General features: G+C 67.2%; 21 protein-coding genes. 1 reads left to right on the top strand and 20 read right to left on the bottom strand.

Features of this window, described 5'->3' with window-relative positions; genetic code table 11:
* Window positions 1-6 precede the first annotated feature (6 nt).
* Genes ABD231_RS02585 through ABD231_RS02550 form a run of 8 tightly spaced genes read right to left on the bottom strand, consistent with a single transcriptional unit; the run spans window position 7 to window position 6,817 of the window.
* Entirely contained in the window at window positions 7-912 is a 906-nt protein-coding gene (locus ABD231_RS02585) for a phytanoyl-CoA dioxygenase family protein (RefSeq protein ID WP_344144709.1), read from the bottom strand.
* A complete protein-coding gene (gene hppD, locus ABD231_RS02580) occupies window positions 902-1,969 on the bottom strand; it encodes a 4-hydroxyphenylpyruvate dioxygenase (protein ID WP_344144707.1) in 1,068 nt (355 codons plus the stop codon). The genes ABD231_RS02585 and hppD overlap by 11 nt, the downstream gene beginning before the upstream one ends.
* Window positions 1,970-3,304 (bottom strand): beta-ketoacyl-[acyl-carrier-protein] synthase family protein, encoded by a 1,335-nt coding sequence (locus tag ABD231_RS02575; RefSeq protein WP_344144705.1) that lies wholly within the window; start codon window positions 3,302-3,304, stop codon window positions 1,970-1,972. It lies immediately after the preceding gene.
* Entirely contained in the window at window positions 3,301-4,887 is a 1,587-nt protein-coding gene (locus ABD231_RS02570; RefSeq protein WP_344144703.1) for a class I adenylate-forming enzyme family protein, read from the bottom strand. The genes ABD231_RS02575 and ABD231_RS02570 overlap by 4 nt, the downstream gene beginning before the upstream one ends.
* Entirely contained in the window at window positions 4,884-5,345 is a 462-nt protein-coding gene (locus tag ABD231_RS02565; RefSeq protein ID WP_344144701.1) for a beta-ketoacyl synthase N-terminal-like domain-containing protein, read from the bottom strand. The genes ABD231_RS02570 and ABD231_RS02565 overlap by 4 nt, the downstream gene beginning before the upstream one ends.
* A complete protein-coding gene (locus ABD231_RS02560; RefSeq protein ID WP_344144699.1) occupies window positions 5,342-6,343 on the bottom strand; it encodes a beta-ketoacyl-[acyl-carrier-protein] synthase family protein in 1,002 nt (333 codons plus the stop codon). The genes ABD231_RS02565 and ABD231_RS02560 overlap by 4 nt, the downstream gene beginning before the upstream one ends.
* Window positions 6,336-6,563, bottom strand: coding sequence for an acyl carrier protein (locus ABD231_RS02555; RefSeq protein WP_344144697.1), 228 nt, complete (start codon window positions 6,561-6,563; stop codon window positions 6,336-6,338). The genes ABD231_RS02560 and ABD231_RS02555 overlap by 8 nt, the downstream gene beginning before the upstream one ends.
* The gene (locus tag ABD231_RS02550) at window positions 6,563-6,817 is read right to left on the bottom strand and encodes an acyl carrier protein (RefSeq protein ID WP_344144695.1); all 255 of its coding nucleotides are present in this window, start codon (window positions 6,815-6,817) and stop codon (window positions 6,563-6,565) included. The genes ABD231_RS02555 and ABD231_RS02550 overlap by 1 nt, the downstream gene beginning before the upstream one ends.
* Window positions 6,818-6,834: 17 nt before the next feature.
* On the opposite strand from ABD231_RS02550, the gene ABD231_RS02545 reads away from it, so the two are divergent.
* Entirely contained in the window at window positions 6,835-7,419 is a 585-nt protein-coding gene (locus ABD231_RS02545; RefSeq protein ID WP_344144693.1) for a 4'-phosphopantetheinyl transferase family protein, read from the top strand.
* Here the strand turns inward: ABD231_RS02545 and ABD231_RS02540 are convergent.
* From ABD231_RS02540 to ABD231_RS02485, 12 genes are all read right to left on the bottom strand, one after another.
* Complete coding sequence (locus ABD231_RS02540; protein WP_344144691.1) at window positions 7,350-8,744, bottom strand: class I adenylate-forming enzyme family protein; 1,395 nt, start codon at window positions 8,742-8,744, stop codon at window positions 7,350-7,352. The genes ABD231_RS02545 and ABD231_RS02540 overlap by 70 nt on opposite strands.
* Before the next feature lie 374 nt (window positions 8,745-9,118).
* Window positions 9,119-9,412, bottom strand: a complete 294-nt coding sequence (locus ABD231_RS02535; protein ID WP_344144689.1) for a hypothetical protein — start codon at window positions 9,410-9,412, stop codon at window positions 9,119-9,121.
* A gap of 65 nt (window positions 9,413-9,477) precedes the next feature.
* On the bottom strand, window positions 9,478-10,182 hold the full coding sequence (locus tag ABD231_RS02530) for a class I SAM-dependent methyltransferase (protein WP_344144687.1): 705 nt from the start codon (window positions 10,180-10,182) through the stop codon (window positions 9,478-9,480).
* Window positions 10,179-10,361: a hypothetical protein gene (locus ABD231_RS02525; protein ID WP_344144685.1), complete on the bottom strand. Its 183-nt coding sequence runs from the start codon at window positions 10,359-10,361 to the stop codon at window positions 10,179-10,181. The genes ABD231_RS02530 and ABD231_RS02525 overlap by 4 nt, the downstream gene beginning before the upstream one ends.
* A gap of 327 nt (window positions 10,362-10,688) precedes the next feature.
* A complete protein-coding gene (gene murQ, locus ABD231_RS02520; RefSeq protein ID WP_344144683.1) occupies window positions 10,689-11,582 on the bottom strand; it encodes an N-acetylmuramic acid 6-phosphate etherase in 894 nt (297 codons plus the stop codon).
* A gap of 90 nt (window positions 11,583-11,672) precedes the next feature.
* The gene (locus ABD231_RS02515; protein ID WP_344144681.1) at window positions 11,673-12,560 is read right to left on the bottom strand and encodes a MurR/RpiR family transcriptional regulator; all 888 of its coding nucleotides are present in this window, start codon (window positions 12,558-12,560) and stop codon (window positions 11,673-11,675) included.
* Window positions 12,561-12,596: 36 nt separating this feature from the next.
* The gene (locus ABD231_RS02510; protein WP_344144679.1) at window positions 12,597-14,282 is read right to left on the bottom strand and encodes a serine hydrolase domain-containing protein; all 1,686 of its coding nucleotides are present in this window, start codon (window positions 14,280-14,282) and stop codon (window positions 12,597-12,599) included.
* 35 nt (window positions 14,283-14,317) lie between these two features.
* Window positions 14,318-15,601, bottom strand: a complete 1,284-nt coding sequence (locus tag ABD231_RS02505; RefSeq protein ID WP_344144677.1) for an exo-beta-N-acetylmuramidase NamZ family protein — start codon at window positions 15,599-15,601, stop codon at window positions 14,318-14,320.
* A gap of 2 nt (window positions 15,602-15,603) precedes the next feature.
* Window positions 15,604-17,406 carry a glycoside hydrolase family 3 protein gene (locus ABD231_RS02500; protein ID WP_344144675.1) on the bottom strand — a complete coding sequence of 601 codons (1,803 nt, stop codon included), beginning with the start codon at window positions 17,404-17,406 and terminating at the stop codon, window positions 15,604-15,606.
* 88 nt (window positions 17,407-17,494) lie between these two features.
* The gene (locus tag ABD231_RS02495; RefSeq protein WP_344144673.1) at window positions 17,495-18,673 is read right to left on the bottom strand and encodes a low temperature requirement protein A; all 1,179 of its coding nucleotides are present in this window, start codon (window positions 18,671-18,673) and stop codon (window positions 17,495-17,497) included.
* Entirely contained in the window at window positions 18,670-19,755 is a 1,086-nt protein-coding gene (locus tag ABD231_RS02490; protein WP_344144671.1) for a Gfo/Idh/MocA family protein, read from the bottom strand. Before ABD231_RS02490 ends, ABD231_RS02495 begins: the two co-directional genes overlap by 4 nt.
* The gene (locus tag ABD231_RS02485) at window positions 19,748-20,506 is read right to left on the bottom strand and encodes a ThuA domain-containing protein (RefSeq protein ID WP_344144669.1); all 759 of its coding nucleotides are present in this window, start codon (window positions 20,504-20,506) and stop codon (window positions 19,748-19,750) included. The genes ABD231_RS02490 and ABD231_RS02485 overlap by 8 nt, the downstream gene beginning before the upstream one ends.
* Window position 20,507: the final 1 nt, after the last annotated feature.

Genomic DNA, 20,507 nt, shown 5'->3' with positions numbered 1-20,507 from the left:
ACTCCTTTAGCGATCGGCCCAGAGCGTCGGGCAGTACTCGGGATCGGCGTAATCCGGCCGCCCGTCGGAGGTCCGCCGTACCAGGACGTCGTGGTTGTACGCCGCCGTGGTGCCGTCGGACAGCGGGAACTCGCGGTAGCGGTTGTCCCCGTCCTGCAGGTGCAGCGAGATCGCCCGGCGTGGGCGGTCGCTGATGTTCGCACCGCTGCCGTGATACGTGCGGCAGTGGTGGAAGTTCATGTGGCCGCGCGGAATCGTGATCGGTAACTTGACCACTTCGGCCCCGTTGTACGACGCGTTCTCGGCCAGCATCTGGTCGAGCTGCGAGCGGTCCCGCTCGGCGAAGTGGCGGACGACCGTGTCGTCGGAGCCGATCTCCTTCCAGCGGTGACTGCCGTCGACCATCGTGATCGTGCCCATCTCCGGCGGGCAGTCGTGGAACGGGATGAACGCGGTCAGCATCCGGTCCGACGCCGAAGACGACCAGTAGTGCTTGTCGAAGTGCCAGGGCACGATGTTCGACGGTTCGCCCTCGATCGGCGGCTTGTAGATCAGCGTGGACTGGAAGATCCGGATCTCGTGCGTCTGCGCGAGCCGCGCCGCGACCGCACCGATCAACGGCTTGCGGAGGATCTTCGCCAGCCCGCCGTGCTCGAAGTGCACGTAGTCGTTGTGGCGCTGGACATTGCCCTTGGTGGGATCCCAGTACGCCAGTTTGGGCGGGGCCGCCGGGAGGGTCCGGTCCCGCTCACCGGCGTAGTACCGCTCGCTCGCGTTGACGAGCTCGTCGGTCTCGTCGTCGGTGAGCAGCTTCTTCGAGAGGTACCAGCCGTGTTCGTTGTAGAAAGCAACGTCTTCGTCGGTCGGGAGAAGTTCGATCTCCTCCTCTGACAGTTTGAACTCAAGCGTCATGAGCCAGCTCCCGCTCCTTGGCTTCGTACAGAGCCTTGATGTTTCCGCTGCCGAACGTCATCGCCCCACGCCGCTCGATGATCTCCAGGAAGAGCGTGCGCCGCACGTGCATCGACTCGGTGAAGATCTGCAACAGCTGACCCCAGTGGTCGCGATCGACGAGGATGCCGCGCTGCTGCAGCTCCTCGATCGGCGTCTCGACCTCACCGACCCGCTCGGCCAGCGCGTCGTAGTACGTCGATGGTGTGCCGAGGAAGTTCACGCCGCGATCGGAGAGCGTGCTGACCGCTTCGACGATGTTGGTGGTCCGCAAGGCGATGTGCTGTACGCCGGCGCCCGCGTGCCAGGTCAGGAAGTCGTTGATCTGACCGGGCCGGCGACTCAGATCCGGTTCGATCAGCGTGAACGTCACGTGCTTCGACGGGCTCTGCACCACCTTCGAGTCCATCCCCTGCCCCGCGACCTCGATGTACTCCTCGAAGATCCGCGGGAAGCCGAACACGTCCTCGTAGAACTTGGCAGTCGGCTCGAGCTCACCGGACGGTACACAGATCGCCAAGTGGTCGATCTCGCTGAACAGCTTCTCGTCCGGTACGCCGCTCGGCGCGGTCAACTGGATCCGCCCCGGCAAGAACTCCCGCCGCGGCCCATGCCGCTCCACCAGTCGGTGGATCACGTCCCCGAACCCGGCCACTTCAGCTGTTGTCACGACCGACTCGCCGACCTCGAATCGCTCGGGTTCCTTGAGACCTTGGGCCCCACGCGACGTCAGTTCGCGGTACGCCGCCGTGGCGTCGTCGACCTCCATCGCCACGATCGCCACGCCGTCCCCATGCCGCTGCACGTACGCCGCGGCCGGGTGGTCGGCCACCAGACCGGTCGTCAACACGAGCTGTACGGCGTCCTCGCGCAGCAGCAGCGACCGCTGATCCGGCAGCCCGGTCTCCGGCCCGCCCTGACCATGCACGTGCAGCCCGAACGCATGCCCCAGGTAGAACGCCGCCTGACGAGCGTCGCCCACGTACATCTCCACGTGGTCGATCCCGTAAATCTCCATCTACGCCTTCTCCTCACTTGATAGCTGTCGCTGCTTCGGCGTGCTCGCCTTGCCGAGGAGCAGGCTCACGTTCTGGCCGCCGAACCCGAACGAGTTCGAGACGGCGTACTCGAGCGGGATCGCCCGTGGTTCCTTGCGGATGTGATCCAGCGGGCAGGCCGGATCAGGGTCGTCGAGGTGATACGTCGGCGGTGCCAGGCCGGTGTTGATCGCCAGCGCGGCCGCGGCCGCCTCGACCACGCCGGAGGTGCCGAGCATGTGTCCGGTCAACGCTTTCGTGGAACTGACCGCCGGCAGGTGGTTGCCGAAGGCAAGCCCGATCGCGACGGACTCCGCGACATCGCCGAGCTTGGTGCTCGTCCCGTGCGCATTGACGTAACCGACCTGCTCCGGCCTCACGTTCTTCATCGCCATCCGCATGCAGGCGGCCGCCCCGGTCCCATCCGGTCGCGGAGCAGTCGGGTGATGCGCGTCCGAGTTGACGCCGTACCCCGCAACATCGGCGTACCCGCTCGCACCTCGCGCGGCCGCATGCGCCGTACTCTCGAGCACGAGCAGTGCAGCACCTTCACTCAACACAAACCCGTTACGCCGCAGGTCAAACGGCCGGCTAGCCTCCGTCGGGTCGTCCCAACCTCGTGCGAGCGCCCGCGCATTGGCAAACGTCTCCGCAAACGTCGGAAACAACGGCGCCTCACTGGCCCCACACAGTACGACGTCCGCCTCGCCGGCCCGAATGAGCCGCACAGCATCCGCAATCGCCTGCGCCCCGGAAGCACAAGCCGTCCCCACCGCCGACGTATACCCCCGCATCCCGAACCGGATCGCCACCCTCGCGGCCGGCATGTTCGGCAAGATCCCCGTCAGCAGATAGGGGCTAACAGCAACCTTCCCCCGCTCCGCCCTCGCAAGCACCTGCCGCTCAAGAGTCGCCATCCCCCCGACCCCACCCACAATCACGCCAATGCGCTCCGCAGCAACGTTCTCCCCCACGCTGAGCCCCGCATCAGCCAACGCCTCCTCAGCCACCAGTTGCGCGAGTACAACGGTCCGATCCATCACCTTCCCGTCCGGCCCCGCCGCAATCGCCCCAGCATCAAACTCCGGCAGAATCCCCGCCAACTCGATCGACCCCGCGATCGGATGATCCTCAGGCGGCGCCACAATCCCGGACCGTCCCTGCAGAAGCGAGGCAAACACCTCCGCCGGACCCCGACCCACGGGGGTCAGCATCCCGATCCCCGTGATCGTCACTCCGGCCGGAGCGGTCTCAGCCCCCGCGGCGTGGTCGGCCGCATCCGAGGCGGCGCCAGCCACGGCGTCCGGCGTACTCATGAGCGGGCCTCGCGTAATGCGACCTTGCGGACTTTGCCGGTGACGGTGAGGGGGACGTCGTCGGCGCCGACGACCGTGACGCGGCGGAGGATGGCGGCGACCTCCTCGCCTACGGCCTCGCGGACGGCGTCCGTGCGATCGACCTCGGGGGCATCCGGGGTGAGCTCGAGGAGGACGTCGGCGGCGTACTGCCCGCCCTCCGCCACGATCACGACCGTGCAGTCGACGACCTCCGGGAGCGCAGCGAGGATGCGTTCCTCGGACAGCGACGTGTAGAGCTGCGGTCCGTCGAACCCGGCCACCGCGTCAGGGATGCGGTCCAGGTGGAAGTAGTGACCGGTCTCGTCCCGATAGACCAGGTCCCCGGTAACGAACCAACCGTTTAGTCGGAAGCGATAAGTGTTGACCGAGTCGTTCCAATACCCCGGCGACACCGTCGGCGAACGGAACCCGAGGATCCCCGCCTTCCCCGGCGGCAACTCCTCCCCCGCCGAACTCAACACGGCCGCCGAGGCGAACTCGTACGGCTTCCCGATGCACCGCCCGTAGTGCTCGGACGAGACCGTGTGCGTGATGTGGAACCCGTTGTGCCCCATCTCGCTGGAGCCCAGCCCGTCAATGAAGTGCGACCCCGGCACAGTCACCCGACCATCCCGCGTCACCGTCTCCCGGCTGCCGACCGCGACCAGCTTCCGGATGTGCGGCTCATGCGCACAGTCCCCCGTGTTGAACCACATCCGCACCGAATCCAGCTCGTACCGCGACAGATCCTCCCGAGCCAACTCGGACCACGTCACCGCGAACCCGTACACCGCATGGGGCTTCCACCGCTCGATGTGCCGCAGCACCCCACCCGCATCCTGGCTAGACACCAGCAGCATCTCCGCGCGGTTCCCCAGCACCTGGTTGACCATCAGCACCGTCGCCGTATGCGGAATCGGCAGCGCGTTCAGAATCCGATCCGTCCCCTGCGCCTGCGGCATCGTCAGCAGGTGCTTAAGGGCGGCGTACAACGTCGTGTGCGTATGCAGAACAGCCTTCGGTACGCCGGTCGTCCCGCTGGTGTGCGTGATCACCACCGGGTCGTCCCGGTGATGCCGGTAGTGCTCAGGCGCCTTCGCCGGATCACCCGTCCCCAGCTCCCGCGGCTCCGCGAGCACCTCGGCTTCCAGCAACGCCCGGTGCCCCGCGTCAGCCAGTACGGCGGTCACCCGCAGCCGCCGGATGTATTCGTCCGCGATCGCCGGCGCCATCTTGCCGTTCAGCAGCGCCGGAATCGCCCCAACCCGGGTCAGCGCCAGAAAGCTCAGTACGACGTCCTGCGCCTCAGTCGCCCAGACCGCGACCACGTCCCGCCGCCCGATCCCGTGCTCGTGCAACCACGCCGTACGAGCCTGGACCCGCTCATCGAGCTCACCCAAGGTCATCGGGTGCTCAGCCGCGAACTGATCAACAGCCGTGTCGAACGTCAGCCCCGGCCCATCCAGATCGGCGCCCTGAGCAATCACCGTCGCCAGCACATTCCCAGTCCCGATCCCCGGATCCGCCGCCAACCGCGCCCGCCACCCTGCAACCTGCTTCATCCTGGCTCTCCCCCACTCACGATCTGCGCGGACGCCTCGTCCGCCGCAACCTGCACGATCAGCACCCGATCGGCGTCTCCGTCGCCGATCAGCAACGCGGCCTCGTCGAACCCGCCGTCGGTCACACACACCACCGGCCCCCGCAGGTCCCACTTCGCCGCGATCCAGCCCGCGATGCTGTTCGGCACCGACTGGAAGAAGAACAACGGCCCCACCCGCTTGCCCTGCGCAACCAACTCCCGCACAGCCGTCGCACTCACCCGATCCCCCGCCGTCACCACCACAACCCCGGTCACCCCCGCAGCCCGGCCTGCCCGCTCCAGGCACCTCTCGGCTGCGGCGGCTGCCAACGGGTTGAAGGCCGACTCGACAAACCCCGGGATCCCCGGCGGCACCCCGTCGCCCGGCTCGGGCCAGCGCGCCTCGGCGAGTACCACCAAGTCATGGACCTCGATCACACCGTCACCACCAAAGCCGTGTTGGCGCCCCCGAACGCCGAGTTCACCGAAACCCCGACCTGCGTCTGCACACTCCGCGGCGCATCCAGGATCACGTCGACCGGACACCGCGGATCACTCCCCAGAAACCCCGCGTTGACCGGCAGCTTCCCGTCCAGCAGCGCCTGCACCATCACCACGAACTCGACGACCCCGGAAGCCTCCAGCGCATGCCCATGCAGTCCCTTGGTAGAGCTCACCGGCGGACTGCTCCGAAACACCGCACCGAGCGCAGCCGCCTCGGCCTGGTCGCTGAAGAGCGTCCCCGTCGCATTGGCGTTCACATAACCGACGTCCTCCGGAGACACCCCCGCGCGCTCCAACGCCCGTCGCAGCGCAACAGCGAGCCCACGTCCATCCGGTGCGGGCTGACAGGGGTGGTGGGCATCGCCAGCACGCCCCCAACCGGCCAGCCGAGCAAGACCGGCACCAGCCTCGAGTACGACGGCCGCAACCCCGTCACCAAGCAGAGTCCCCCGACGCTCAGTGCTAAACGGCCGCACCACGTTGTCGGAGGCCAGTGCGCGTCCCGCATCGAACAGTGCGAACTGATACGGCTCCACCAGATACGCGCCCGCAACGACGATCCGGTCCGCCCGCCCGCTGCTGATCAACGCCGCCGCGTCGGCCAACGCCGTACTGCCAGACACACAGGCACTTGTATAGACGCGAGCCTGACCGAAGTCGCAGGCCGGCGCACTGTGCATCGCCAGCAGCAACGGCGTCGTACTGCGATCCACACCGGCCTGCATGCACGCCGTAGCGATCGCCAGATCCAGCTCCTCGTCCAGAGTCCCCGTCTCAGCGGCCAGAGCGGCGTACCGGACTCGCAGCGCGCTGGTGTCGAACCGCTGCACCTCGGTAAACGCAGGCACGCCGGAGAGCTGCGCCTCGGGACCACGTCCGAGGGCAGTCAGGATGGAGAGTCCGGTCACGGCGACCGGGCGGCGGTCAGACATGACTGGCCAGCACCTCAGCCAGTACGGCGACCGCTGCGTCGATCGTGGTCATCCGCTCGAGCTGTTCGTCCGGCAGCTCCACGCCGTACCGCTGCTCGACCTGATGGACCAGCCAGGCCAGCTCCATCGAGTCGATCCGCTCGGTACCTGGTGGGCGCTGCCCGAGGCCGGCCAGCCAGTCGATGATCTCTACCCGCCCGGGCGGGGGCTGGGTGGTCATCAGACCTGCTGTGCGACCCGGCCGGCCACCTCGGTGGTGAACTCGCCGACCGTCATCAACGCCAACTGCTCGGACTCGTCGTCGGAGAACCGGACGCCGTACTTGTCCTCGACCCGGACCGACAGGTCGGCCAGCGCGAGCGACTCGAGATCGACCCCGGCCGGGCCGAGCGTGGTGTCGTCGTCGATCCCCTCGACGTCGTAGTTCATGTCCTGCAGTTGCGCGATGACGAAATCGCGAACCTCGTCCTTCATCGGGTTACCTTCTTTCGGTGGGTGTTGATGTGTGGACCGCACCGGCCGGTGACGATTCCCGGGCCACTGCTCATGCCTTGCTGCTCTCGCTCGCCGGCACTCTCGTCAGCGACCCGGTGCTGCAGCACGCTGCGAACGGTCGACCCGAGATCCCCGGTCTGGCGGTGAGCCTCAGCCACAGCCGCTCGCGCGTCGCCGTCGCGGCCCGCCGTACCGGCTCGATCGGGATCGACCTCGAGGACGTGTATCCGCGGGAGGTGAGCGGACTCGCCCGCCGCTGGTTCGACCCGGCCGAGCTCGAGTGGATGGCGGGCGATCTGCACGCGTTCCTGCAGCTGTGGACCGCCAAAGAGGCCGTCGGCAAAGCGCTCGGCGTCGGCCTGCGGAACTCCGGACTCCGCCGACGGGTCCCGTTCGGCGACGGGCCCGTCGGCTCGGTCCCCGGTCTGTACGTCGTCCGCCTGCCGCTCGACGGCGCCGTACTGGCCGTGGCGCTCGACGAACCGCCGGTAGAGATCGTTCTGACCGAGCATCAGGGCACCGCCTTGCGCAGCACGGTGAGGTCGCGGACCAGCTTCCCGGTCGTTGTCCGCGGCAACTGATCGAGCACGTGCAGGGTCCGCGGCCGCTTGTACGACGCCAGCCGCTGGGACAGCTCGGCCTCCAGCCGGGTGGTCTCGCGGCGCTCGTGGAGCTGCAGGTAGGCGGTGATCGAACCGTCGAAGACGACGACCGCGGCCTCGACACCTCGGAGCGTTCCGAGCGTGTACTCGACCTCGGTCAGGTCGACCTTCAGCCCACCGACCGAAACCTGCGAGTCCAGCCGGCCCTTGATACTCACCAGACCGGTGCTTGGTTCTATAACGCCGGCATCGCGTGTCCGCAGCCAGCCGTCCGACCAGCGCGCCGGATCGGACAGCCCGAGGTACGGCGACTCCTTCCGCGCGATCTGCAGTTCGCCGTCGACCGTCCGGACGTCGATCCCGGGCGCGGGCCGAATCGCGGGGCGATGCCGGCCGAACAGGTCGGTGCCGATGACACCGACCTCGGTCATCCCGTACATGTTCCCGAGCGGAACGCCGTACTTCTGCTCGAACGCATCCGACACGGACTGCGGCACGAGCTCGCCGCCGGTCGTCATACGTTTGAACTGCGGCAACCAAGGTGGCTGCTGAACCGAAGCCAGCAAGCCGATGTGGAACGGTACGCCGAGCACGGTGGCCGGCGTGGTCTCGGCCGCGATCGCGTGCACGATGGCGTCACCGGTGAGGCGGGCGGGCGGGACGAGTTCGACTCCGGCGTGCAAGCCGTAGAGAAGGCCGCCGACCAGACCGAGTACGTGCACCATCGACGGCAGCAGAATCAGTCGCTCGTTCTTGGTGGGTACGCCGTCGATCTGCGTGTACCTGTTGATTTCCTCAACGAGGTCCTCGGCGGTCCGGCCGATCACTTTGGAAGGCCCGGTCGACCCCGAACTCAGCTGCACAACCGCGTGCGCGGTATTGGCCGTGTGTCCCGAATAGCTGGCCAGCTCCGCACCCACGTCATGGAACGTCCGCAACCCGGCCGGCACCGGCCGATCCGCCGACACCACCACCTGCGGTACCAGCCGCTCGATCGCCCGCCGTACCTCGTAATCGGTCAACCGGTGGTCCAGCAGGATCGCCTGCCCACCACTGCGCCACACCGCCAGCAAATGCGCCACAAAAGCCACCGACGGCGGTAACCGCAACGCCACCGCGCCACCCGGCCGAAAACCGGCCCGAGCCAACTCCATTTGCCGTTCCTGGACCAACGTGCGGAGTTTCCCGCGGTCGATCACTTCCGGCAGGCGTAAACAAACGTCAGCCGCCGGTCCCGCCAGCAGCACATCGTCGACCCACTCCGCGCCCAGCGCGTTTCCGGGCACGACGAAAGACTCGTCCATGGCCATCCGAGCTCCAAAGCCGTTGCACACAAAGGATTCGAAGGCCAGCACCCCCACCAAGGCCTGGCGATGACTGGACGATACGACACGATCACACAGCCGCGCTATGGACCAGAAGTAATGATCCCATCACGCGAAGCAACCCCTCAAAACAAACGTTCCACCCCCCGAAAAACAAACCGCTTGAATTTTCGTAAAGGGTTAGAAATGGCCTACCCGCAAGCCCCTTCGAAGGATTCCCCGCACGCTTTCACGAATGCCATCCAAAGGACATCGAAACTTTTTCTGCGGCATCCCGATGTCTGATGCCGCCGACGGCCGGGAAGTTCGTCCCAGGCCGGATCATCCTGCTGGCGGCGGACGTGCAGCGGTCCTCAGTTGCCGAGCAACAGTGCGCGGTTCGCCAGGATGTAGGCGACCGCCGCGCGATATCCGCCGGCATGGTCCTCGTCGCGATGGACGTCGTACGCCGGGTTCCCCGCCTTCACCTGCTGCTCGATGTTCGCCGCATGCCCCAGCAACCGCAGCCCGATCAGATCCACCAGCTCGGCCGGCTCGACCCCCAGCCCGTACGCATCACAGAACAACCGCAACCGCCGCGCCCGATCCGGCTCGACATCCCACCCGAACGGCGCCCGCGAGTTAGCCGACCCCCGCCGCCGAACCACCGTCTCCCCCGCCGCACCGCCCCCGAAAGCCGCCCACCACTCAATTCCTCATCCACCCCCAGACCCTAGGACGCGACCACAAGCCCCGAGCTCACCAACTGAACGTCGGAGAACCCGGCGCCGCGCAGTGCCCCGTCCAACTCTTCGGCGCTGAACACTCTCCGCCGCAGCACATCCACGTCGATGGTCCCGTCGTCATGCCGCCACGTCCGATGCATCACCTGCACCCGCTGTTCGGCCTCCCAAACGGAGCCAACCTCGACACTCGCTGCCACGAGATCCGTCTCGACCCGGACGACCTTCATGGCGAGCTCGACCTGCGGAGTCATCAACGTCGCGAGCACGACGACCCCTCGATGCGCCAGGTGCATCCGCATCGTCTCGGCAACCAACCTCAGATCCTCGACCGTCCGCAGATACGACAGGCTGTTCCCCAGGCAGGTGACCAGATCGAACCTCCGCCCCAACCGCACCAGCCGCATATCGCCGCACCGAAGGTCCACTCCGTACCGCGGCCGCCCGTACCGAACCATGCGCTCCTGCAGATCGACCCCCACTGCACCCGCCCCGAACGCATCCCGAAGCCCTGCCAGATGCCGACCGGTTCCACACCCCAGATCCAGGATCTGTGCAGGCGAAACCTCGCGTTCCCCGACGAGGCCGATCACCTGACTCACCACACCGTCGTCAGCCTGCATCGCGTCGTACAACTCAGGTCGCCGGTAAGACAGGTTCGACTTCGCCAGCAGACGCCCGTCAGCATCGTTCACCAGCAGGTCACCCCAGCTCCGAGTACGCTCCGCAGTCCTCGCTCGACAGCCAGCGTGTCATAGAGGAGCTCTGGCAGTGCGCCACCTCGCTCAACGCTCCGCACCGCCGCCGCCAGCGACGACTCGTCGACGTATCCCGCCTCGACGAGGATGGAGCCGCGCAGCATCTCTCGAGCCATGGCGATCCCATGGCGGTGCCCGCCGACACGAACTCACCGCGTATCCCGCGCTCACCACCCTCCCACGACAACGCACTGCGCGCCTGCGCCGGAGGCGCCAAAGGGCTGTCGCCGCCGGAGGCGGTGTCCTTTCGGGCGTGACACCCGCCGCCAGGAGCAGTTGATGGGCACTGGCGGTCCACCGGACTGCGATCCGCGGACCGAGCCACTTGGCGGCGCGAACTCACCCCGCAACACGGCATCCCGCGCTCATCGCCTTCGCCGAACACGCGTTGCGCGCCGCGCCGGAGGCGCCAAAGGGCTGTCGCCGCCGGAGGCGGTGTCCTTTCAGGCGTGGGTGTTGAGGGTGGTCAGGGCGGTGGCTACTCGGCCGTGGGCCTCCGTCAAGGCGGCTTGGGCGGCGGGGATGGGGGCGCCGGTGAGGAGGTGGACCAGGGCTGGTTTTAGTTCGCCGTCGGCGGCGGCTAGAGCTGACTCGCAGGCGTCGGGGTCGGCGCCGGTGGCTTCGGCGAGGATGCGGAGCATGCGGTTGCGGAGTTTGGCGTTGGTGGCTACCAGGTCGACCATGAGATTGGACCAGGTGCGGCCCAGTTTGATCATCAGCGTGGTGGAGAAGGCGTTGAGGATCATTTTCTGGGCGGTGCCGGCCTTGAGGCGGGTGGAGCCGGCGATGACTTCGGGGCCGGTGTCGGCGGCGATCACGATGTCGGCCAGGGGTGCGAGCGGGGCGTCCGGGTTCGAGGTGACCAGGACGGTGGCGGCTCCGGCGGCTCGGGCGGCTTTCAGGGCGCCGGCGACGTACGGCGTACTGCCGGACGCGGCTAGGCCGATGGCTACGTCGCGGGCGGTGACTGCGGCGGCGTCGTCGGCGCCGCCTTGTTCGGAGTCTTCGACGTTCTCGACTGCGCGGAGCAGCGCCTCCATCCCACCGGCATGATGAGCGACCACCAGACCGTCAGGCACATGGAACGTCGGTAGCAGCTCAGCCGCATCCAGCACCGCGAGGCGTCCCGACGTACCGGCGCCGAAGTAGTGGACCCGGCCACCGCGCCGGACCGCTTCGACGGCGCAGTCGACGGCCTCGGCCAGCTGCGGGAGGACGACCGCGACGGCACCGGCGACCGAGGCGTCCTCGGCGTTGACCATGCGAAGGATTTCGGTCGTGCCCACCGCGTCGATGGCGAGCGTGCGGGGATTGCGCTGCTCCGTCGGTGTCGTCACAGTGTCGATGTTAGTTTTCTACTGAAGGATTTTCAATTCTGTTCATCGTTGACAGAAACGCTTGACGTAACGATCCGTACCCGACCGGTCTCACTCCGAACCCTTGAGCCGGTGCCCGCGGACCGAGGTCGCCGTCTCCTCCAGCGCCTTCCGGGCGTCCGGCAGCACCTGCTGAGCGACCCCGATGAACAGGCAGTCGATGACCGTCAGCTGTGCGATTCGCGACGACATCGCACCCGACCGGTACGTCGTCTCGCGCGCAGCCGTGGTGAGCATCAGATCGGCGGTCCGGGCCAGCGGTGAGCGCGGGAAGTTGGTCACAGCGACCGTGGTGGCGCCATGTTTGGCGGCCTCCTCGAGCGCTTCGACGACCTCGACGGTGACACCGGTGTGCGAGATACCGATCGCGACGTCGCCGTCCCCGAGCAGGGCGGCCGACGGTAGCGCCATGTGCACGTCGGACCAGGCGAAGGCGACCCGGCGGATCCGGTGCAGCTTCTGCTGCAGGTCGAGCGCCACGAAGGCGCTGGCGCCGAAGCCGTAGATGTCGACGCGCGGCGCGTTCACGACCGCGGTCACCACCTTGGCCAGGGCGTCGATGTCGACCTGCTGCGCGGTCTCGCGGACGGCCCGCTCGTCGGCGAAGGCGACCTTGCGGACGACGTCGTCGAGCGAGTCACCCGGCTCGATGTCGCCACCGACCTCGGGCCGGATGTTCTCCGTGGCCGACTGGGCCGCCAACTGCAGGCGGAGCTGCGGGTAGCCGGGGACACCGATCTGCTTGCAGAACCGGATGACCGTGGTCTCTGAGGTGGAAGCCACCTCGGCCAGTTCGGAGATCGTCATCGCAGCCACTCCGCCCGGGTCCGCGAGGACCGCGTTCGCCACCCGCTGCTCGGCCGGCGCCAGCGCGGGCATCACCGCGCGGACTCGGACCAGCAGCGGCCCCGTGGGTTCAGGAGAGGTTGTTGAGCTCATGACAGCCACGGTACGGCGACTATGCACCAGATGGGATCACCGACGCGAAAGTCTCCAACCTGTTGCCGTAAATGACTCCGGACTGCGTTCCCCGTCGAGAAGAACATCACGCCCGCTCGTGATCTTCACACCATCCACGTAGACGCCGCGGCCCTGGTACAGCGGATCGGTCGTGTACCGCCAGCGCAACGACCGCTCACCAGCGGCCAATTCGGCCGTCACCTGATGCCAGTGCCGGTCGCCGGAACCGCTGATCGTCCCGTCGGTGTCGATCACCGAACCGCGGTCCCGCACCGTGAACGGCACCTTGGTCCAGGTCTGCCCGTCCGTCGACGTCTCCAGATACAACAGATCCGAGTCCTCGGTATCCACGAACAGATCGAACGCGAGCTTCGCCCCAGCAGCCGGTACGGCGACCGACGTGGCCAGCGTCGTCGTCGCGGCATCCGTCGTCCCGGAGAACCACGCGTCCTTGCCGTGTCGCGGACCAACCCCGAGCGCCAGCGCGAGTCCTTGCGCGACAGCCCGCCGAGCCGGGTTGTTCGAACCCCAGTTGCGACTGGGGTGCACCCGGTTGGTGAGCAGGATCGCGAACGACCGCGAGTCGAAGTCGATCACGAGCGACGTACCGGTGTAGCCGGTGTGCCCGGCGGTCCGCGGCCCGGACAGACCGGCCATGTACCAGCGCTGGTTGAGCTCGAAGCCGAGGCCGTGATCGTTGCCCGGGTAGGCCTGGTTGAAGTTGGTGATCATCGCGGTGACCGAGGATTCCTTGAGGATCCGGGCTCCGCGGTAGCTGCCGCCGTTCAGGAAGGTCTGGGCCAGCACGGCCATGTCGTCCGCCGTACTGAACACGCCCGCGTGCCCGGCGACGCCGTCCAGCGACCAGGCGTTCTCGTCGTGCACGGAACCCCAAACCATCCCACGGGCCGGCGACGCCTGGAACTCGGTCGCGGCGATCCGCGGCTTCTTCTTGGCATCCGGGTTGTAGCCCGTGTCGCGCATCTGCAGCGGCTTGGTGATGCCGTCGGCAACGAGTTTGTCGAGCGTCTTGCCGCTCACCCGGTGCACGACCTCGCCGAGCGCGATCAGGTTCAGGTCGCTGTAGAGGTACGTCGTCCCGGCCACGCTGGTCGGCTTCGCGGTCAGCGCCATCTGTAGCCGCGAGGCCGGATCGGGCCGCGCGCTCCACAACGGCAGCCACGACGGCAGCCCGGTGGTGTGCGTGAGCGCCTGCCGCACCGTGATCGCCGCCTTGCCGTTCTCGGCGAACTCCGGCACGTACTTCGCGATCGGCTCGTCGAGCCCGACCTTGCCCTTCTCGACCTGCTGCAGCACCACGATCGAGGTGAACAGCTTCGAGACCGAGGCCATGTCGAAGATCGTGTCGGTCCGCATCGGGATCTGCTGATCCGCCGGCAACTCCGTCCCACTCCCGTCGGCATACTTCAGCGCCAGCCCCGTCGCCTGCCGGGTGACCACGCGACCGTCGTGACCGAGCAGCGTCACCGCCCCGGCGAACAAAGGTTTCGCCGTACCGGCCGGACGGGTCCAGGCATCGACCTGAGCCAGCGCGGCATCGATCGGCGCCGGATCCAGACCAACGCGGGCAGGAGTGGAGTCACGCAGCAGTGTCGTCTTCGGCGCGTAACCGTCATAGGGCTGGTCGAAGCGGCCAGATTTGTTGCCGTGGGCAACCGCAGGGGAAGTCATCGTCAGCATCACCGCAGAGGCTATCGTGAGGGCAACGGAGCGTTTCACCGGTGCGCTCCCTTGTAGAGCAGGTATTTTGCCCGGCGCGCGGTCCACGCGTCGGTCTCGGCCTGCCACGCTGCCACGATCTCCTCGGCGGTCGCATCGGCCAAAAGCATGGTCCGGAACCGGTCGGATCCGGTGAGCAGATCGATCCAGCGGCCGGGCGGGTTCTCGGTGCGCCAGGTGAAGCCCGGGTACAGCTTCCGCGCCTCCACGATCATGTGCGTCGCGGCCGTGATCGCCTCCACCTTCAAAGGATCGGTGATCTGCACCTGCACGCCGCCGCACAACACGTTCACGTTCTTGCTGATCGTCGGCGTGAAGTAGGCCTCGCGGAACGCCACCCCCGGGATGTTCTTCGCCTGCAACGCCTGCGCCCACCGATAGTCGACGTACGGCGCTCCGATCAGCTCGAACGGCCTCGTCGTGCCACGCCCCTCGGACATGTTGGTCGCCTCGAACAGGCACATGCCGGGGTAGAGCAGGGCGGTATCCGGAGTCGGCATGTTCGGACTCGGCATCACCCAGGTGAGCCCGGTGTCGGCGTACAGCTGGTCGCGTTTCCAGCCGCGCACCTGGATGACCTGCAGCTCCTTCAGCCGGGCGCCGTTGGTGTCGATCGGCAGGTACTCCGCGTTGAAGATCCGGGCCAGCTCGCCCACCGTCATGCCGTGCTGCTGGATGATCTCCCGCTTGCCGACGCCGGAGGTGTACCCGGGCTTCAGCATCGGCCCTCGCGCCGACCCACCGGTCGGATTCGGCCGGTCCAGTACGACGAAGCGCGCGCCGGTGCGGACCGCGGCCAGCATCGCCTCGTACATGGTCCAGATGTAGGTGTAGAACCGTGCGCCGACGTCCTGGATGTCGAAGACGACCGTCTCGACGCCGGACTTCGTGTAGAGGTTCACCAGCTTGTCCGCGTTGGCGCCGTACGCGTCATAGACCATGATCCCGGTCCGCGGATCGACGTGATCGCCCTCGGAGCCACCGGCCTGCGCGGAACCGCGGAACCCGTGCTCCGGCCCGAAGACCGCGACCACGTTGACCTTCCCGGAGGCATGCATGACGTCGACGACGTGGTTGAGGTCGGGCAGGATGCCGGTCGGGTTGCTGATCACGCCGACCTTCTGACCGGCGAGCGCCTTCCAGTTGTCCTTGGCCAGCACCTCGGCCCCGGTCATCAACTTCCGGCCACCTCCCGATCCGTGGGCGACCGCAGCGGGCGCATCAAGCAGCGGTGCAGCGGCGATCACGCCGGCGCCGGCAAACAGAGTGCGTCGTTTCATCGTCACCAGCTCATTCCGTGGCCGAAGGGGTACAGGGGTGTCTGCGGATCGCCCGCGACCGGGATGTCGACAGGCAACTTCCCGGTCGGCTTGATCTCGCCGTACAGGGCCTTGGCCAGCGACTCCATCGACACCGCGGCATAGCCGTAGGTGGCCAGGAACGTCGGTGCGGCGTCGAAGTACGCGATGTCGTAGGGGTCCTGGACCGCGACGACGATCACCGGCTTGCCCGTCGCCATCAGGTCGCCGACCAGCTTCCGCTGCTTGCCGAGTTTGTCGGTGATCTTCGAGTCCCACGCCTTCCGCGTCAGTACGACGGTCACGTCGTTCTCCGCGGCCTTCGCCACCGAGCCCGCGATCGCGGCGTCGGTCGGCGCCGCCCCGGTCTGGGCGACGGTCGTGACCGCACCGCGTTTGGCGAGACTGTTCGCGAGGTTCTGCGTGGTCGAGACGCCCCAACCGGTGACGAGGATCTTCCGCGGGGTGTTGCTCAGCGGGAGCGTCTTCGCGTTGTCCTTGATCAGCGTGATGCTCTTGTCGACGATCTTCTGCGCCGTGGCCAGGCTGGCCGCCGGTCCCATCGCCGCGGGCACCTTGGCGACATCGACGTACGGCTGGAAGAGAACGCCGTTCTTCAGCTTGAGCAGCAGGATCCGCAGCAGGCTCTCGTCGATCCGCCGCTCGCTGATCCGGCCGGACCGAACGGCGTCCAGGACCGCGTTGTACTGCACGTCCGGCGCCGGCGGCAGCAGCAACTGGTCGACCCCGGCCTCGATCGCGCGGACCGCGACCTCGGCATCGCCGTACTCCTGGCGAACCGCGGCCATCTCCAGCCCGTCAGTCACGATCACACCCCGGAACCCGAGCTGTTTCCGCAGTACTCCGGTCAGGATCGGCTTGCTCAGCGTCGCCGGGTCGCCGGACGGATCCAACGCCGGTACGACGATGTGCGCGGTCATGATCGAGTCGATCCCGGCCTTGATCGCCGCTTTGAACGGTGGCGCGTCGATCGCGTTCCATTGCGCCAGCGTGTGGTTGATCGTCGGCAGATCGTTGTGACTGTCGTCGACCGTATCGCCGTGACCGGGGAAGTGCTTGGCGGTCGCAGTGATCCCAGCATCCCGCTGGAACCCGTGAACCTGCGCCGCGGTCATGTCGGAGACCAGCTTCGGGTCGCTCGAGTACGAGCGGGTGCCGATGACCGGGTTGAGCGCATTGACGTTCACGTCGGCGTCCGGCGCATAGTCCTGCCGGATCCCGATCGCCTTCAGCTCCTGGCCGGTGATCGCGGCGGCCGTGCGAGCGTCCGCCGTACTGCGGGTGGCGCCGAGCGCCATGTTTCCGCCGAACTGCGTGGCCGGCGGCCCGATCCGGGTCACCACGCCCTGCTCCTGGTCGGTGGCGATCAGCAGCGGCACGTGCAGCCCGGTCCCGATCGCGGTCTCCTGGAGCTGGTTGGACAGCGTCGCGACCTGGGTCGGGTTCTGCACGTTGCCGCGGCCGTCGAAATAGATCCAGCCGCCCGGTTTGTACTTCTCGACCACCTCGGCCGGGGTGGCCACGCCGTACAGCTTGGTGTTGCGCGCGTCCGGCTGATGCGCGTCGGGACCGTAGGCGAACAGCACGAACAGCTGCCCGACCTTCTCCTCCAGCGACATCCGCTGAATCGTCCGGCCGACCTGCGCGGCGGCGGATTCAGCGGGTTCAGGGGGTTTGGCAGCGGCCGTCATCGACACTCCCGCAACGGTGGTGGCCAGGGCGAGCCCGGCCAGACTGAGGCGGCGGAGAATGGGCAGGGCGGGCATGGCGGACCCCCAACAGTAAGTGAATTACAGGCGCAGCCCCCGGTAGCGAAAGTTAACCACAACCCCGCCACAGTGGGTCAAGGCCAAACTACTGATCGCCACCGACAGTAATGGGAGGGCGGACCACCAGGGTCGCAACGACAGCCACCATCAGCACCGTGGTCACGATGAACGGCACCGGAACAATCGGGTCGAGAAGGACCAGCACAGCCCCGAGCGGTACGACGATGTTCACCACCCGATCGGCGTTCTCGCGCAGGGCGATCCACCAGATGCCGAGGACGAAGATCGCGATCGGCACGGTCATCGTGAACGACGCGACGAACTCGCTGAGCTTGCTGTGATGGGTGATGACATCGATCTGCGCCTCCACGCCGGCCGAGAACGCCCCGGCCGCGGCGAAGACGAAGAAGTGCACGTAGCCGTAGCGCAACGACTTCGCGAACGTCGTGATCGCGTGGTGGTGCGGCGGCCAGAAGTAGATCCACCACATGGCCGCGGTGACGAGCAGCGTGAGCACGGAGATCGCGATCAGCGGCGCGAGCTCCTCGTGCTCGTGGACGGCCTCGATGATCGCGTTGGCCGAGGCCAGCAGGCTCTCGCCGAGCAGGATGAGCGTGAACAGGCCGTACCGCTCGGTGATGTGGTGCGGGTGCCGTGGCGTGGTCTGTTCACCGCGGCGCTCGGCCACGACCGGCACCAGCACCTCGGCGATGACCAGAATCAGCCAGCCGATCAGAGTCACCTCGTGCGGCAGGAACATCAGCGCGATCCAGAGCAGCTGGACGACGGCGATGCCCCCGGCGTAGGTCAGCGCGAGCCGACGGGTCTCCGGGGCCGCCCGGGAGGCGCGCAGCCACTGCGCGATCATCGACACCCGCATCACGACGTACCCGACTACGACGACCCGGAAGTCCTCGTGGTCGAAGACGCGCTCGATCCCGGCGGCGAGCACCAGCACGCCGCCCATCTGGAAGATCGTCAGCACCCGGTACAGCCAGTCGTCGGTCGCGAACGAGGTGGCGAACCAGGTGAAGTTCATCCAGGCCCACCAGATCGCGAAGAACACGACCACGTACCAGAGCACGCCATGCGCGATGTGATCCTCGCTGAGTGCGTGGTGAAGCTGGGCCGCCGCGACGCTCACGGCGACCACGAACACCAGGTCGAAGAACAGCTCCAGCGTGGACGCCACCCGTCCCGGCTCGTGCGGGTCCCGCGGGCGCATCGGCGTCAATCGCAAGCGTGGTGTGCTGCTCGTCGTCATGGCTCCAGAGTCTTCAGTACGTCCGGCCAAGACTCCAAGCAGGCACGCACAGCAGTGTCTGACGCAGTAGCGATCGCCTCGGTGTAGGCAGCAGTCAGTACGTCGTCAATCCGCACCACTGCACCAGTAGCAGCGGACTGTACGGCGGCCTCCACCATGGCCACGCTGATGACGTTGGAATGCACCTCGGACTGCGGCTTTGTCCCCGATCGGACCGCAGCAACGAACTCGGCCAACGAACCAGCGATCTCCTCAGGCTCGTCAGCCAGCTCCGCCACTCGGGTCTCCCCCGACACCAGTTCCACGGCCGGTGCGTTGTCACCGTCCCAGTACGCCGTCCCTCCGGCCGCACTGGCTCGCCAGCGACCGTTCCACGAGGTCTCGAGTCCCGGGGCGCACCAACTGCCGTTGAACGCGAACCTGGTCCCGTTGGCGAACGTGAACACCGCGTTGGCGGCCGCATTGCCGTCGAACCAGCTCCACTCCGGGTTGTAGGAGTCGCAGTACACCGACACCGGCGCAGAACCGATCAGTTTTCGGGCCAGGTCGAACTGGTGGATCGCCATGTCGACCAGTAGCGGCTCAGGCATCTCCTCACGGAAGCCGCTGAAGTGTGGCGCCTTGTAGAACTCACACGACAATGAGCCGACAGGTCCGAGCTGAGCGATCTGGCGAGCGAAGGCGTTGCCGGCCCGGAAGTACCGCCGGGACTGCGACACCATCAGCAGCTTGCCACTGAGCTCCGCTGCAGCGACCATCTGCAGCCCCTCGCGCACAGTCGCGGCCAACGGCTTCTCCGACAACACGGGCAACCCATGGCTCAGTGCGGTCGCGCTAACGATCGGATGGGCCGCGGGAACCGTCACATCGATGACCGCATCGGCCGATGCCGCCAGCTCGTCAATTGACGCGGCAACGGGCACAGCGCCGTACCCATGCTCGTCGGCTGCGCTCCGGGCCAGTGCGGTGTCGAGGTCGATCAGTCCAGCCAGTACGACGTCCCGGTTGCCGGCGATCGTGTTGAGCCACGCGCGGCCCATACCGCCGGCGCCGACCTGAAGGATGCGCAGAGGCTCAGGCATCGATCGGTCCGCCGTACCCGTGACCGTTGAAGAAGTCGCCGGTGTCATAGCGCAGCAGCGTCGGTACGGCGCGTTCGGGGCGGTCCGACTTCGCCCAGGCGACGCCGTTCGCGATCACCTTGCGGATGTCCTTGTGGTGATAGACCGGGTAGTCCTGGTCACCAGGCGAGAAGTAGAAGATCTTCCCGTGCCCGCGGCGGAACGTGCAGCCGGACCGGAACGCCTCGCCACCACTGAACGTCGAGATGAAGATCAGTTCGTCCGGCACCGGGATGTCGAAGAACTCGCCGTACATCTCCTGCTGCTCGATCTCGATCGGGTGCGGCACTCCCTGTGCGATCGGGTGCGTCGGGTTCACCGTCCAGACCAGCTCACGGTCGCGCTCACTACGCCAGCGCAGCGTGCACGACGTACCCATCAGCTTGCCGAAGATCTTCGACCAGTGACCGGAGTGCAGAACGAGGAGGCCCATGCCGGCCAGCACATGCTGGTAGACCCGCTCGACCACCTTGTCCTCGACCTCACCGTGCGCCGCGTGTCCCCACCAGACCAGTACGTCGGTGGCGGCCAGCACCTCCTCGGTCAGCCCATGCTCGGGCTCGTCCAGAGTCGTGGTGGAAACCTCGGCTTCGAGGTTCTCCGCGATGCCGGCGGCGATCGTGGCGTGCATGCCGTCAGGGTAGATCTCGGCGACGTGCGGTTCGACCTGCTCGTGCCGGTTCTCGCCCCAGACGAGTACGCGAATCGTCATC

It is taken from the genome of Kribbella yunnanensis (genome assembly GCF_039529655.1).
GTDB lineage: Bacteria > Actinomycetota > Actinomycetes > Propionibacteriales > Kribbellaceae > Kribbella > Kribbella yunnanensis.
This window is presented reverse-complemented; position numbering and strand designations above follow the sequence as displayed.

Coding starts and splice junctions, on each gene's coding strand:
- ABD231_RS02585 (WP_344144709.1), bottom strand. CDS start 912: ATGACGCTTGAGTTCAAACTGTCAGAGGAGGAGATCGAACTTCTCCCG.
- hppD (WP_344144707.1), bottom strand. CDS start 1,969: ATGGAGATTTACGGGATCGACCACGTGGAGATGTACGTGGGCGACGCT.
- ABD231_RS02575 (WP_344144705.1), bottom strand. CDS start 3,304: ATGAGTACGCCGGACGCCGTGGCTGGCGCCGCCTCGGATGCGGCCGAC.
- ABD231_RS02570 (WP_344144703.1), bottom strand. CDS start 4,887: ATGAAGCAGGTTGCAGGGTGGCGGGCGCGGTTGGCGGCGGATCCGGGG.
- ABD231_RS02560 (WP_344144699.1), bottom strand. CDS start 6,343: ATGTCTGACCGCCGCCCGGTCGCCGTGACCGGACTCTCCATCCTGACT.
- ABD231_RS02555 (WP_344144697.1), bottom strand. CDS start 6,563: ATGACCACCCAGCCCCCGCCCGGGCGGGTAGAGATCATCGACTGGCTG.
- ABD231_RS02550 (WP_344144695.1), bottom strand. CDS start 6,817: ATGAAGGACGAGGTTCGCGATTTCGTCATCGCGCAACTGCAGGACATG.
- ABD231_RS02540 (WP_344144691.1), bottom strand. CDS start 8,744: ATGGACGAGTCTTTCGTCGTGCCCGGAAACGCGCTGGGCGCGGAGTGG.
- ABD231_RS02525 (WP_344144685.1), bottom strand. CDS start 10,361: ATGGCTCGAGAGATGCTGCGCGGCTCCATCCTCGTCGAGGCGGGATAC.
- ABD231_RS02515 (WP_344144681.1), bottom strand. CDS start 12,560: ATGAGCTCAACAACCTCTCCTGAACCCACGGGGCCGCTGCTGGTCCGA.
- ABD231_RS02510 (WP_344144679.1), bottom strand. CDS start 14,282: ATGCTGACGATGACTTCCCCTGCGGTTGCCCACGGCAACAAATCTGGC.
- ABD231_RS02505 (WP_344144677.1), bottom strand. CDS start 15,601: ATGAAACGACGCACTCTGTTTGCCGGCGCCGGCGTGATCGCCGCTGCA.
- ABD231_RS02500 (WP_344144675.1), bottom strand. CDS start 17,406: ATGCCCGCCCTGCCCATTCTCCGCCGCCTCAGTCTGGCCGGGCTCGCC.
- ABD231_RS02495 (WP_344144673.1), bottom strand. CDS start 18,673: ATGACGACGAGCAGCACACCACGCTTGCGATTGACGCCGATGCGCCCG.
- ABD231_RS02490 (WP_344144671.1), bottom strand. CDS start 19,755: ATGCCTGAGCCTCTGCGCATCCTTCAGGTCGGCGCCGGCGGTATGGGC.
- ABD231_RS02485 (WP_344144669.1), bottom strand. CDS start 20,506: ATGACGATTCGCGTACTCGTCTGGGGCGAGAACCGGCACGAGCAGGTC.